Genomic DNA, 12,872 nt, shown 5'->3' with positions numbered 1-12,872 from the left:
GCCGGCGGGGTTGAAAAAAATCTTGCTGGCATCGGCGGCCAGTGCGGCATCACCGGCAAAGGCACCACCCAGACCGGAGACGCTTTGTTCCTGGATATAAAAACCCGCGGCGTGCGTAAGCCCCGGTAATGTCAGCATCAAAACGGTGGGCAGGGCAAGGCAGGCGGCGCGCGGTTTAGCCGCGTAAGGTGTTGTGTTAACAGGCATGGCGAAAACTGTTCCTAAAAACCTGAACAAAGTTGCTCAGGATGGTTTTTCGGTAATTCGCTCTCCGTTGATAGCGCCCCGAAGGGCGAGCAACTGGAGTCCGGGTTGAGCAGTCCCAACCGGAGGCGCTCAGTCCGTTCCAGCAAGATCGCCTTGACCCGCTTGAACGGGGTGAACCGCTCAATGTCCGGGTCGAACAACCGTGCCAGCACGTTTCGCGCAGCGTTCTGGTCTGCCTGCAACACAACCCCGTCGGAACAGTAAAATTGATCCCCTTGCCGTTTGCCGTCAAGGCATCCCGTTCGAGAATCCATTTGCGATGTGTAAGCCGGATTGACCAGAACGACCGTCGAACCTCGACGGCTTGAAACACTCTCAAGTGCTTCGGCAATAACACCTTTCGTCCAGCTTGCCAGCCGACGATTGGCATTCTTGCCGAAGGACTTGCTCGCCATGGGGGCGGTTAAATTTTCCGCCGCGATCACGGCGGCTTTATCGACAACGGCGTGAACCGATGTGAACACGATGTCGCGGATGCGCGCATGGGTTTTGCTCATCTGCCGGTTCAGCTTTTTGCGTCCCAGGTTGAACTGGCGAATGTGTTGACGCTTGCGCGGGTTGCGATGTTGATTAGCTAGGGCGCGCAATTTGGAACGGCGCTGGTATTTGATCTTGAGTTTGTCGGAGGTGTCGGTGAGGATCGCGCCCAGTTCCTGGCCGTGGTGGTCGTGTCAACCCAATTCAGAAAAGTCCCCTTTTGTGCAAAGCAGAAGTGTCCCCCGTAGAATGCGTGGTTATGGTGTTTGGGCTGGTGCCGGAGTGATGTTGCCCCGACCTCTCCAAGGGTGGTCCGGCGCCGGTTTGTAGGTTGGCTTGGCGGTCTGTTTTGCCTTGGCCTGGTCGACGCTGTGGTGGACACTTTTTTCATCATCCAGCGGTGTGGGCGGTTCGCCCTCAGCCAACAGACGGTAAGGCATGATGTGCCCCTGGTGCAGGAGGGTGATGGTGCCGTCGAAGGCCTCGCAGACGGTGAGGGTGGCACCCCGCAGGCGGTAGCCCTTGCCCTGTCCCTGAAGCTGATATTCCCGGTTCTTGAACTGGAAGCAAAGGTTCTTGGAGAGCTTACGGGTATGGTGCATGCAAAGGATGAGGGCCTGCTCCTCGGGGCTGTGCAGCACCGGTCGGTGGGCATCCTGGGGGCTTTGTGGCTCGACGGCGAAGCGGGCGTTGAAGTCGGCCATGAAGGTGGGGAGGAAGGCGTTGGCGGCGTCGATGTCCGAGATCTCACGCAGGCGCAGCTCCTTGACCAAACGGTCTTGCAGGGTCTGGTTGGCCCGCTCCACCCGCCCCTTGGCCTGAGGCGTGTTGGCATGAATGGCGGCGATGTCGAGGGTCTTGAGGGCGCGGGAAAACTGGGTCAGCTCCCCGTCGTGCTCAGGATGATTGACACGGAAGATGCTGTGTTTGTCTGAGTAGAGGGCCACCGGACGTCCGTGCTGATCCAGGTATTGCTGTAGGGTCTCCATGTAGGCCTGGGTGGTCTCGGCGGGCACGAAGCGCAGGGCCATCAGGCGCCCTGTGGCGTCGTCGATGAACACAATCAGGGTACAGCGCGGGCCGCGCACCTCAAACCAGTCATGGGGCGAGCCGTCGATTTGAATGAGCTCCCCCAGGCAGGGGCGGCGTGGACGGCGCTGATGAATGCGGGCTTGCTTGCGTTGCTTGGGCTGCCATAGCCCATCGGCCACCATCCACTGGCGCAGGGTCTCGACCGAGAGATGATGACCATGGCGCTCGGCCAGCTTTTCGCAGGCCAGGGTGGGGCCAAAGTCGGTGTAGTGCGTCTTGACCAAGGCGAGCACCTCCTGGCGTACTGTCTCGGCAATGGCGTTATTGGGACGTCGGCCACGGTGGCCACTGCGTAGCCCTGTCGCCCCATGCTCACGATAGCGGCGAACCAGGCGCTTGACCTGGCGCACGCTCAACCCCAGGCGCTGGGCCGCCTCGGCCTGCCGCAGATGCTTGTTCGCCACCGCCTGAATCATCTCTAGTCGGTCAATTTCTTTGTGACTCATCGTAATGTGCTCCTTCGTCATGCGTGCCCCTCCCGCTTAAATATAAAGGGGACATTTTAGAATTGGACGAAGGGGACATTACTGCTTTGGGCTAACAGAACAGCCACGGGGGCTGGTCAACAGTGCGTGTTTGCTCTATGCTGTCAGGTGGAGTTGGCCAGGCAATCGCTGTGTTTGCATCCGCAGGCATGGAGGAAAGTCCGGGCTCCATAGGGCAGGGTGCCAGGTAACCCCTGGGTGGCGTGAGCCAACGGACAGTGCCACAGAAAATAAACCGCCGATGGGTGTCGCGTGCGGCATCACAGGTAAGGGTGAAAAGGTGCGGTAAGAGCGCACCGCGCCGGTGGTAACACCGTGCGGCACGGAAAACCCCCCCGGAGCAAGGCCAAATAGAGGTGTATGGTGTGGCCCGCATCGCACCAGGGTAGGCCGCTTGAGGTCGGCGGTGACGCCGATCCCAGATGAATGATTGCCCACGACAGAACCCGGCTTATCGGCTGACTCCACTCTTTTTTCCTGCTATTCTCAGGCCAAGCCAGCCTTCCCAACGACCGCAACACGCCAAACGCCACCCCTGCCACATTGAGGGGCGTGCCGTGACGGCCCCTTTTTTAATGCCATTTCAAGGCACTGCACATACGAGGTACGCACCCCCAATGACAGCGCGACGCATTGTATTGTTGGCGGCCTTGTGCCTGCTGGCTTACGGCTTTTGGATCAGTCCTGACTTTAAGGAGATCGCGGCCGGAGTCGCCTTGTTCCTGTTTGGCATGATGTGTCTTGAAGACGGCTTTAAATCCTTTACCGGCGGCACCTTGGAAGCCTTGTTGCGGCATTCCACCAATCGGCTGTGGAAGAGCATCGTCTTTGGCATCAGCTCCACCACCTTGATGCAGTCAAGCACCCTGGTGTCGCTGATTACCATCTCCTTTGTCAGTGCGGAAATGATCACGCTGGCGGCGGGGATTGGCATCATCATGGGGGCCAATCTGGGCACCACCAGCGGGGCGTGGCTGATTGCCGGCCTGGGGCTGCGGGTGGATATTGCCGCGTATGCCATGCCGATGCTGGTGTTTGGGGTGGTTTTGCTGCTGCAAAAAAGCCAGACGCTCAAGGGCATCGGCTATGTGTGTCTGGGGGCGGGTTTTTTGTTTCTCGGCATTCATTATATGAAAGAGGGCTTTGAAGCCTTTCAGGGCCGCTTTGATCTGGCGGCCTATGCCGTCTCCGGTCTGCCGGGGGTGTTGTTATTTACCGTGATTGGCATGTTGATCACGGTGGTGATGCAATCCAGCCATGCCACTTTGTTGATCATCATTACCGCCCTGTCTACCGGGCAGGTGAGTTATGAAAATGCGCTTGCACTGGCCATCGGGGCCAATTTAGGCAGCGCGATAACCACTGCTCTGGGCGGCATGACCTCTAATCTGGGTGGTAAACGCCTGGCGGTGGCGCATGTCTTGTTTAACGTAATGACGGCCAGCGTGGCGATTGCTCTGATCGAGCAGATGATGTGGGCGGTGGATGCCTTGAGCGGGCTATTGGGGATTGGCGCGGATAATCTTTTGCTCAAGCTGGCCTTGTTTCATACCCTGTTTAATCTGCTGGGCGTGCTGTTGCTGATGCCTTTCGTCAAGCAGCTCGAAACCCTGCTGCTGCGTTATCTCAAAGGTCTGCCTTCCCCGGCAGAGCAACCCCGCTACCTCAACCCGCAAACCCTGGGCACGGCAGCCACGGCGGTGGGCGCGGTGAAAAAGGAAGTGGCGCGGCTGTATGATAATGCCTATGGCCTGCTGGCCCACGGCTTAAGTCTGCGCCGGGCGGTGATCACCTCGGATCAGTCGCTGGCAGAGGCGGTTAAAAACACGCGCCGCATCATGCCGCTGGATCTGGATGATGTCTATGAAACCAAGATCAAAAGCCTGCACAGCGACATCATCGCCTACATCAGCGAGGCCCAGGGCATGGCCTTGCCAGAACACATTGCCAACGAACTCTACACCCTGCGCCAGGCCAGCCAGGATATTGTCGATGCGGTCAAGGGCATGAAACACCTGCATAAAAACCTGGCACGCTATGGTCTGTCGAGCAATTTAGCGGTGCGCGAACGCTATGACGCTATCCGCCTGCAGCTGGCCAAGCTGTTGCGCGAAATCGAACAACTGCGGCTGCAGGAACGCGACGAAGTCACCAGTTTGTCATTAGATGCGCTTAAACTTACCTTGCAAAAAGCCACCCGCACCGACGTGAGCGCCATTGACGAAATGATTCGCACCCGGCGTATCTCGCCGCATATCGCCACCTCGCTGATGAATGACGAAGGCTATGCGCAGTGGATTGGGGAAAATCTGATTGATGCCGCCCAGGGTCTGTTGCTATCAGACAGCCGCACCGAACAGGTAGCGGCCGCCTCACTGAGCCTCAGCGAGCAGGAAATCAATGAAATCGCCGGCACCCCGGCATCCATCCCAAGCCATCTTGCCGATAAACACTAAACCAACATTATCCCGCTGGCGCGTACAGCAGCGAGGCATGGTTCTGGAGAGAACGCACAGATGAAAACGAAACAACTTCTGGCCAAACTCGGCGCACTACTCAATGCTGACCTCAAAACCCAGCAAGAAGAGTGCAAATCCATCAAAAAACTGCTCAAAAAACTCAAGAAAAAGGAACGTGAATTACGTGCAGACCTTGCCCGAACACACATCCCCAGCGAACGCGAAGAAATCAGCAGCAAGCTTGAAATCATCTACGCCCAACGCACCAAAGGCATAAAACGCCTGCGTGAGTTAGGCAAAGCGAACTGAAGGCCAGCCCCTCCTTGCACAGGAGGGGTGTTTTTTTGAGAGCAGGCCAGAGGGACGGGTTAATTCTTGGGATCAGGGGTGTTTTCAGGATTTTCCAGGGTGTGGCCTTCGCCTAGTACGGCTTGCTGCATTTCTTCCAAAGTGACGTGACGCACGTCTTTGCCTTTGACGAGATAGATCACATATTCGCACATATTACGGGCGTGATCGCCGATGCGTTCGATGGAGCGCAGTGCCCAGATCACATCCAGCGCCCGGGTGATGGTACGCGGGTCTTCCATCATGAAGGTAATGTGTTGGCGCACGATGGATTCATAGGCCCGATCGACGTTGACATCTTCGCGCACCACTTGCAGCGCGGTGCCTACATCCATGCGGGCAAAGGCGTCCAGGGCATCATGCACCAGATGCAGGGCCTGCTCACCCAGCGCCAGCACATCAGAATAACCATTTTTGGGACGGTCTTTTTCTGCCAGATGCAAAGCCATGCTGGCAATGTGTTTGGCCTGATCGCCGATGCGCTCCAGGTCGGTGATGGTTTTGATCACCGCAATGACAAAGCGCAGGTCGCTGGCAGTGGGCTGATGGCGCGCCAGAATTTGTGAGCAATGCTCGTCAATCATGACCTCAAAGCCGTTGACGCGGGCATCCTGCTTGACCACCTGCTCGGCCAGGTAGATGTCGTTATCGCCCAGAGCAGCAATGGCGTCGGCAATCTGTTTTTCCACCAGGCCGCCCATCGCCAGTACCCGATTGCGCACCCCTTCCAGCTCTTCGTCATAATGTTCCAGGTAATGACCGCTTAAACGCATTTTTTCCATTGACAGACTCCAGCACAGACCGCTAAATGGGCGTGCATCGCAAACAAAGATTCAAGAGTTGAAGCGGCATCTCGAAGATGCCGCCACGTGAGGGGATCAACCATACCGCCCGGTGATGTAGTCCTCGGTGGCTTTTTTCGCCGGGTTGGTAAACACGGTCAGGGTGTCGTTAAACTCAATCAACTCGCCCAGATACATATATGCAGTGTAGTCCGACACACGCGCCGCTTGTTGCATATTATGCGTCACGATCACAATCGTATAGCGTTCCTTAAGCTCATAAATCAGCTCTTCGATCTTGGCGGTGGAAATGGGATCAAGCGCCGAGGCCGGTTCATCCAGCAAGATCACCTCCGGCTCAATGGCAATCGCCCGCGCAATCACCAGGCGCTGTTGCTGGCCGCCGGAGAGCCCAAAGGCATTTTCATTCAGACGATCCTTGACCTCATCCCATAAGGCCGCTGCGCGCAGCGAGCGCTCCACTACTTCATTGAGCAGTTTGCGATCATTGACGCCCTGCAGACGCAAGCCGTAGGCGACATTTTCATAGATACTTTTGGGGAAGGGATTGGGTTTTTGAAAGACCATACCCACGCGGCGGCGCAGTTCGGCTACATCAATGCCGCGCGCATAGATATTGTTTCCTTCCAGCAGGATCTGACCTTCAATCCGGCAGGCATCCACCAAGTCGTTCATGCGATTAAAACAGCGCAGCAGGGTGGATTTGCCACAGCCCGAGGGGCCGATAAAGGCGGTGACCCGGTGGTTGGGGATGCGCAGTTGGATATTTTTGAGCGCCGGGGTCTGATCATAGTACAGATTGAGGTTGTTGACCTCAATGGTGATGGTTTCTTTGCGGATATCGAGTTTTTTCCGCTGCTCACCTTCAAACAGATTCGCACTGACACTGTGTGTCATGGGGTTTTGCAGGGTCATGGTGTTGTCTTCCATCAATTCGGTTCTCTTCATATGCAGGGGCTAAGCTTGGAGCGGCATCTGTCAACAAAAATACCCGAGGTGCGAGTGCTGTTGCCCACCTGCCGTGTTCAGCGATGTTTGCCTGAACATGCCGCGCAGGCGAACCGCCCTCCGGGCACCTCGAATACATTTATTTGCGGCCATCGCCTTAATCAGATTCGCCACGGTATTTTTCCCGCAGATGGTTGCGGATGCCGATCGCGGTCAAATTCAGGACGATGATCAGCATGACCAGGGTTAGCGCGGTGGCATACACCAACGGTCTGGCCGCCTCCACATTCGGGCTTTGGAAGCCGACATCATAGATATGAAAGCCCAGATGCATGATTTTGCGTTCCAGATGAATGAACGGGAAATTGCCATCAATGGGCAGGTTGGGGGCCAGTTTGACCACGCCCACCAGCATCAGCGGAGCAACTTCACCCGCCGCACGGGCAATCGCCAGAATCAGGCCGGTCATCATCGCCGGGGTGGCCAGCGGCACCACGACCCGCCACAGGGTTTCGGCCTTGGTGGCGCCGAGCGCCAGACTGCCCTGGCGAATGGTGCTGGGGATGCGCGCCAAGCCCTCCTCGGTCGCAACAATCACCACCGGCAAGGTCAGCAGAGCCAGGGTGAGTGAGGCCCACATCAGACCCGGTGTGCCAAAGGTGGGCGCGGGCAGGGCCTCGGGATAAAACATGCGGTCGATGCTGCCGCCCATGACATAGACAAAAAAGCCCAGACCAAAGACCCCGAAAACAATCGACGGCACCCCCGCGAGGTTATAAACGGAGACGCGGATCATCCGCAACAGTGGCCCTTGTTTGGCATACTCGCGCAGATAAATGGCCGCCAGTACGCCAAAGGGGGTGACGATGATCGACATCACCAGCACCATCGTGACCGTGCCGAAAATGGCGGGGAAAATACCGCCCTCAGTGTTGGCCTCACGCGGATAGCCGCTGAAAAACTCCCAGAAACGATCCAGATAATAGGCGCTTTTTTGCAGCACGTTCATATTATTGGGCTGGCTGGCGCGCACAATATGACCAACCGGGATCTGAATCTCGCGATCATCCATGGTACGGGCGACTAAAACATCTCTGCGCAGATCACGATACAGCGCATCCAGGTTTTGCTGGTAGCTGCGGTATTCCTGATTGAGCGCCTCGCGCTGTTCGGCAAAGGCGGCAAGACGATTGGCCCGCTCCGTGTCACCGATGCGATCATCCAGATCCAGGCGCCGTTCTCCCAGCCGCACCCGCTCCATGCGGAAATTGACCGCACCAATCTCATAGCGCTCAATGTGATGGATGCGTTCATGCAAATCATTGGCCCGTTTGACCCGCGTCCGCAATTCGCTGAATACCTCATCTCCTTGCGTGACCACGCGACCGTCTTCGAGCAGGCTCACCGGATAGCCGTAGAAATTGCCCCATTCGCGCCGCTCCAGCATGATCACCTCCGCCGGATAGCGCCAGGCATCCATGCCATCTTGCAGATACCAGACAAAATCACGCCCGGTCACATCGCGGTTACCCTGCTTAAACAGGTGACGCGTGACAAAGGTGACCTCCGGCGCAACCTCAATGCCCGCATCACGGATCACGCTGGCGGGCAGGGTCTGGCTGCGGGTAACCTGTCCCAGCACGGTGATCTGTGAGCCATCGGGCTGGGTAATGGTGGTTTCCACCACGGCGGCAGGCCAAAAATGCCCAAAGCCGCGCACCGCAATCAATACCAACAGACCCACCACCATTACCATGCTCAGGGTCACTGCCCCGGCATTGAGCCACACCCATGGGGCGCCGCTTTTAAACCATTCTCGCAAAGTCATTTATGTGTTCCTGTCGCCGATCGAGCCGCCGGATTAAAGGTTACTGTAGCGCTTGCGCAGCCGTTGGCGGATCACCTCGGCGAGCGTATTGACGATGAAGGTCAGCACAAACAGCACCAGTGCCGCCAAAAACAAAATGCGATAATGCGAGCTGCCCACCGCCGTTTCGGGCAATTCCACCGCGATATTGGCCGATAAGGTACGCATCCCCTCAAAGATGTTGAAATTCACCACAGGGCTGTTGCCGGTGGCCATCAACACAATCATGGTCTCACCCACCGCACGCCCAAAGCCCATCATTACCGCCGCAAAAATCCCCGGACTGGCCGTGGGCAAGACCACCCCGACCACGGTCTGCCAGGCGGTGGCGCCCAAGGCAAGAGAGCCTTGGGTCAGATGCTTGGGCACATTAAACACCGCATCCTCGGCAATAGAAAAAATCGTCGGAATCACCGCAAAGCCCATGGCAATCCCCACCACCAGGGCATTGCGCTGGTCATAATTGATGCCGATATCGGTCAGCCATTGACGCATACTGCCGTCAAACAGCCAGATCTCCAGCAGCGGACTCATCACCACGCTGAGCCAGCCGACAATCAGCACTACCGGCACCAGCAGCGCCGCTTCCCAGCCCGGCGGAATGCGCAAACGCACCTGATTGGGCAAGCGCAGCCAGAAAAAGCCAAACAGCAGCATAAACAGCGGCATTAACATCAGGATGGAAAACACCGCCGGCAGGTTATTTTCCACAAAGGGCGCCAGCCACAACCCGGCCAGAAAGCCCAGAATCACCGTCGGCAGCGCCTCCATGATTTCAATGGAAGGCTTTACCAGGCCGCGCAGGCGTGGGGTCATGAAATAGGCGGTATAAATCGCCCCCATGATGGCCAGCGGCATGGCAAACAGCATGGCAAACAAGGCCGCTTTAAGGGTGCCGATGGTCAACGGTATCAGACTGAATTTGGACTCAAAATCATCCGAGGCCGAGGAAGACTGCCAGACATATTCCTCCTGGGCGCGGCCTTCGTACCACACCCGATGCCACAGGGCCTTGAAAGAAACCTGTGGATGGGCATTGAACAAGGTGTTGAAATGCAGCTGACCATCTGCGTCCTGCACCAGCAGGGCCTGATTGATCGGCGAAACCGCGACAAACTGCAACGGACCGTGCCCCATGGATTCGATGGCGAGGCTGCGATGCGAGGTGGCGTAATGCACACCCAGATGGCCCGCCGCATCGACGACATAAAATCCTTTGCGGGTGTATTCGGGCGCAATATGGACAATCGCGGCGGGATGTGACTGAAACTGGCGGATATGGGTGAAATGATGCACATTTTGCTCATCGCGCACCAAAAACCACTGGCGCAAGGAACCATCCGAGGCGCCGATAATCACCGACACCGTGCCCGCCAGATACTCAAAGGCGGTAATTGCCACGTCTTCAGGAACCACGCGCTGGGATTGCACCAGACTTGCCTGCGCAGGCACCGAGACATCGTAGTAATGCACCAGCCCCTGCTGATCCGCAATCAGCAAGGTACGCAGCGACTTATCCATGAGCATGGCCTGACTATGGACGGCCAGCGGGGGCAGTTCATAGCTGAGGCGGTTGATCTGCACCTCGCCGGTCATAAAGGAGACCGTGGCAGCAAAGCGCGCCAGCACGATGCGCCCATCCTCTGTGTGCGCCGCGACCGCAAAACTCTGTCCACTTTGCTGGATCGTGATGTTTTGCAGCGCCATCCCCTGCGGATCCAGCACCAGCGGAGCCTCGCCCAGCGGGTATTCCAGTTGCGGATCAATATAGCGTTGATCATCGGGGTAGGTGAGCTGGTATTTCACCCGCGCCAGCATCACCCGCCCATCCGCCAGTCCGTAAGCCACCAGACCATCACGGCTGTCTCCGCGCCCAAAAGCGGTGATCTGATCATCCGGCGCAAGCGGCAGACTTAAGGCCTTGCGCAGACTGCCATCGTGGGTATTAAAAAAACGTACCTCGCCGGTATCGCTCCATTGTGCGCCGACTTCCTGATAACGCTCCACCGTCAGATGCACCGTGCCTTGGCCATGCTCTGGCGAAAGTGCATAGCTGTGCAGCGGGGTGATCGTCACCGGCTTTAAGACCGGCATCACCTCGGAAAACAGATAAATGAAGATCAATGCCAGCGCAAACACCACACCCAGCCCACTGGCCGCCACCCCATAGCGCGAGAAACGATCCTTGAAATAGCGCCATTTACGCAGTCGTTCACGCTTGGCGCCGGTGGGAAGGAGGGAGGGTGATGGGGGATGGGGGTCAGGCCTAGTGATAGAATCAACGCGGCTGTTCATGAAATCCTCAGGTTTAACCAAGACAATAGGCGGGCTAATATTTTAAAGGCGCCTAGTCTAGGGAGAACGTATGACAGCTTTATGACAAACGCGACGTGCTTATCGGGGGCGTGTTGGGCTGTTATACTCATTTGGCTTGAGGATTTTATGGATCCTTAACTCTCAACACACTCTATTGAGTTGGCACGGTAATGCTAAATGATGATGCGCATGACGATGAAGCGGCTGTTTTTCATCGTAAATTCAAGCCTGTTCACCATGAGATTCGCGCCTTGCAGGACAAGGTGCATCTTAAGGATGGCTGGCTGATCTTTAAAAGCCATGTGTATAGCCTGGAGGAGTTGTTGCGTTCGCCCCATCATCACAAGATCAATGCACTCACCCGCAAGATCGGCGATGATGCCGAGCATTGGTACAAAGTGGGGGAGATTTCCGAGGTGGGGCGCGGGGCGTATTACAGCGAGCGGGCGAATGTGCGTGATCGCCTGCATGAGGTGGAGCACGATATTCGCACGCGCAGACCCACATGGTGGGAAGGCTCGCGTGAGGCGATTGCCGCCTTTTTGGAGCGCGTCTCGGATAATATGCCGGATCTGATGCGCACCTTGCTGGAGCGGGCGCGCTTGCTGGTGAGTCTGCCCAAGCCCATGCGCAAGCTGTTGCATCTTTCCCATCTGAAAAAGAAGAATCTTTAGATATGCCAGACCTGCTTTGCGATACCCTAACGCCGCAGCTTCAGGGCGTGCGCCTGCTGGTGTTTGATGTCGATGGCGTTCTCACCGATGGGGCGCTGCTGCTAGACGATGATGGCCGTCAGTACAAGGCCTTTAATTCCAAGGATGGCCTGGGCATGAGTCTGCTGCTGAAAACCGGGATCAAGATTGCGATTGTGACGGCGCGCAATTCCCGGGTGGTGTCGCACCGGATGCGCGAGCTGGGGATTGCCTTGGTGGTGCAGGGACAGCACGATAAAAAAACCGCGCTGTTGAGTCTGCTGGCGCAACTGGATGTCTCGCCGCAACACACCGCCTTTGTCGGGGATGATCTGGTGGATTTGCCGGCGATGCGCAGTGTGGCGCTGGCGATTGCGGTGGCCGATGCGCACCCGCTGGTCAGGCAGCATGCCCATTGGGTGACGGAGGCGCCCGGCGGCAAGGGCGCGGCGCGTGAGATCTGTGAGGCGATGATGCAGGCGCAGGGCACCTTTGAGCAGGCCATTGCGCCCTATCTGGTATAAGGATCAGCGTGATGCGCCTGCGTGGTTTTATTTTTCTGCTGAGTCTGACCGTGCTGGCGGCCTTGGGCTTTTGGTTTGGTCATGATGCGCTGGAACGGCGCGAGGCGGATGAAATACGCCTGCATGATGAAAGCGCCAATGATTATCTGGTGAATTTTCAGGCCCTGGTCACCAATCCCCAGGGGCAGGTGCATTACCGCCTGCGTGGAGAGCGCTTGACGCGCTTTTATCACGATGACAGTGCCGAAATCATTGCCCCGGTGGTGAGCTTTCAGGATAACCCGCACACGGACTGGATTGTCTATGCCGAACGCGGCTGGCTGTCTCCGGATCAACAGACCTTGCAGCTGTTGGGGGCGGTGCAGGTGATTCAGTCAGGCTCAGAGACGCACGCGCCGCTACAGATTCACACCCACGATGTCACCATCTGGCCGCAGCTCAAGCAGGCCAGCACCCTCGCCCCGGCACGCATTGAGGGGCCGCATTATTCTCTGGAAGGCATTGGCATGAAAGCGGATTTACTCAACGATATCGTGGAATTACACGCCCAGACACGGGGGGTTTATGTTCCTTAGGGCGCTGAGCCTGGGGTGT

The 12,872-nt window shown here is 57.2% G+C and carries 12 protein-coding genes and 1 other RNA gene; 6 read left to right on the top strand and 7 right to left on the bottom strand.

Features of this window, described 5'->3' with window-relative positions:
- From THISIDRAFT_RS03355 to THISIDRAFT_RS03345, 3 genes are all read right to left on the bottom strand, one after another.
- Positions 1 to 138: outer membrane protein transport protein (locus THISIDRAFT_RS03355; protein ID WP_246585415.1), on the bottom strand; the 138-nt coding region annotated here is incomplete at its 3' end.
- Between the two features lie 83 nt (positions 139 to 221).
- Complete coding sequence (locus tag THISIDRAFT_RS03350) at positions 222 to 854, bottom strand: zinc ribbon domain-containing protein (RefSeq protein ID WP_006788924.1); 633 nt, start codon at positions 852 to 854, stop codon at positions 222 to 224.
- A gap of 147 nt (positions 855 to 1,001) precedes the next feature.
- Positions 1,002 to 2,303, bottom strand: coding sequence for an ISNCY family transposase (locus THISIDRAFT_RS03345; RefSeq protein WP_246585315.1), 1,302 nt, complete (start codon positions 2,301 to 2,303; stop codon positions 1,002 to 1,004).
- 128 nt (positions 2,304 to 2,431) lie between these two features.
- Here THISIDRAFT_RS03345 and rnpB point away from each other — a divergent pair.
- The 3 genes from rnpB to THISIDRAFT_RS03330 all read left to right on the top strand — a co-directional run bounded on the left by rnpB (position 2,432) and on the right by THISIDRAFT_RS03330 (position 5,089).
- Positions 2,432 to 2,791: RNase P RNA component class A (gene rnpB, locus THISIDRAFT_RS03340), an RNA gene on the top strand.
- Positions 2,792 to 2,938: 147 nt separating this feature from the next.
- Entirely contained in the window at positions 2,939 to 4,777 is a 1,839-nt protein-coding gene (locus THISIDRAFT_RS03335) for a Na/Pi cotransporter family protein (protein ID WP_006788380.1), read from the top strand.
- A 60-nt stretch (positions 4,778 to 4,837) separates the two neighbouring features.
- Positions 4,838 to 5,089: a hypothetical protein gene (locus tag THISIDRAFT_RS03330; protein WP_006788379.1), complete on the top strand. Its 252-nt coding sequence runs from the start codon at positions 4,838 to 4,840 to the stop codon at positions 5,087 to 5,089.
- A gap of 59 nt (positions 5,090 to 5,148) precedes the next feature.
- On the opposite strand, the gene phoU is transcribed toward THISIDRAFT_RS03330, so the two are convergent.
- The 4 genes from phoU to THISIDRAFT_RS03310 all read right to left on the bottom strand — a co-directional run bounded on the left by phoU (position 5,149) and on the right by THISIDRAFT_RS03310 (position 11,041).
- Complete coding sequence (gene phoU / locus THISIDRAFT_RS03325; protein WP_006788378.1) at positions 5,149 to 5,910, bottom strand: phosphate signaling complex protein PhoU; 762 nt, start codon at positions 5,908 to 5,910, stop codon at positions 5,149 to 5,151.
- 96 nt (positions 5,911 to 6,006) lie between these two features.
- Positions 6,007 to 6,861 (bottom strand): phosphate ABC transporter ATP-binding protein PstB, encoded by an 855-nt coding sequence (gene pstB / locus THISIDRAFT_RS03320; RefSeq protein ID WP_006788377.1) that lies wholly within the window; start codon positions 6,859 to 6,861, stop codon positions 6,007 to 6,009.
- Between the two features lie 175 nt (positions 6,862 to 7,036).
- The gene (gene pstA, locus THISIDRAFT_RS03315) at positions 7,037 to 8,701 is read right to left on the bottom strand and encodes a phosphate ABC transporter permease PstA (protein WP_040853021.1); all 1,665 of its coding nucleotides are present in this window, start codon (positions 8,699 to 8,701) and stop codon (positions 7,037 to 7,039) included.
- Between the two features lie 39 nt (positions 8,702 to 8,740).
- Positions 8,741 to 11,041, bottom strand: coding sequence for an ABC transporter permease subunit (locus tag THISIDRAFT_RS03310; protein ID WP_006788375.1), 2,301 nt, complete (start codon positions 11,039 to 11,041; stop codon positions 8,741 to 8,743).
- 191 nt (positions 11,042 to 11,232) lie between these two features.
- Here THISIDRAFT_RS03310 and THISIDRAFT_RS03305 point away from each other — a divergent pair, with 191 nt between their 5' ends.
- The 3 genes from THISIDRAFT_RS03305 to lptC are packed head-to-tail and all read left to right on the top strand — an operon-like array spanning position 11,233 to position 12,853.
- On the top strand, positions 11,233 to 11,736 hold the full coding sequence (locus tag THISIDRAFT_RS03305) for a hypothetical protein (protein WP_006788374.1): 504 nt from the start codon (positions 11,233 to 11,235) through the stop codon (positions 11,734 to 11,736).
- Positions 11,737 to 11,738: 2 nt separating this feature from the next.
- Complete coding sequence (locus tag THISIDRAFT_RS03300) at positions 11,739 to 12,278, top strand: KdsC family phosphatase (protein WP_006788373.1); 540 nt, start codon at positions 11,739 to 11,741, stop codon at positions 12,276 to 12,278.
- Positions 12,279 to 12,289: 11 nt separating this feature from the next.
- A complete protein-coding gene (gene lptC, locus THISIDRAFT_RS03295) occupies positions 12,290 to 12,853 on the top strand; it encodes an LPS export ABC transporter periplasmic protein LptC (RefSeq protein ID WP_006788372.1) in 564 nt (187 codons plus the stop codon).
- Positions 12,854 to 12,872 lie beyond the last annotated feature (19 nt).

Source organism: Thiorhodospira sibirica ATCC 700588, assembly GCF_000227725.2.
Classification (GTDB): Bacteria; Pseudomonadota; Gammaproteobacteria; order Ectothiorhodospirales; family Ectothiorhodospiraceae; genus Thiorhodospira; species Thiorhodospira sibirica.
Note: the sequence above shows the minus strand (reverse complement) of the source record. Positions and strands in the feature narration are given on the sequence as shown.

What these genes read in the sequence shown, in the direction of transcription:
- THISIDRAFT_RS03310 (WP_006788375.1), bottom strand. Translation starts at nt 11,041, where the DNA reads ATGAACAGCCGCGTTGATTCTATCACTAGGCCTGACCCCCATCCCCCA.
- THISIDRAFT_RS03305 (WP_006788374.1), top strand. Translation starts at nt 11,233, where the DNA reads ATGCTAAATGATGATGCGCATGACGATGAAGCGGCTGTTTTTCATCGT.
- pstB (WP_006788377.1), bottom strand. Translation starts at nt 6,861, where the DNA reads ATGGAAGACAACACCATGACCCTGCAAAACCCCATGACACACAGTGTC.
- phoU (WP_006788378.1), bottom strand. Translation starts at nt 5,910, where the DNA reads ATGGAAAAAATGCGTTTAAGCGGTCATTACCTGGAACATTATGACGAA.
- THISIDRAFT_RS03335 (WP_006788380.1), top strand. Translation starts at nt 2,939, where the DNA reads ATGACAGCGCGACGCATTGTATTGTTGGCGGCCTTGTGCCTGCTGGCT.
- THISIDRAFT_RS03330 (WP_006788379.1), top strand. Translation starts at nt 4,838, where the DNA reads ATGAAAACGAAACAACTTCTGGCCAAACTCGGCGCACTACTCAATGCT.
- lptC (WP_006788372.1), top strand. Translation starts at nt 12,290, where the DNA reads ATGCGCCTGCGTGGTTTTATTTTTCTGCTGAGTCTGACCGTGCTGGCG.
- THISIDRAFT_RS03300 (WP_006788373.1), top strand. Translation starts at nt 11,739, where the DNA reads ATGCCAGACCTGCTTTGCGATACCCTAACGCCGCAGCTTCAGGGCGTG.
- THISIDRAFT_RS03345 (WP_246585315.1), bottom strand. Translation starts at nt 2,303, where the DNA reads ATGACGAAGGAGCACATTACGATGAGTCACAAAGAAATTGACCGACTA.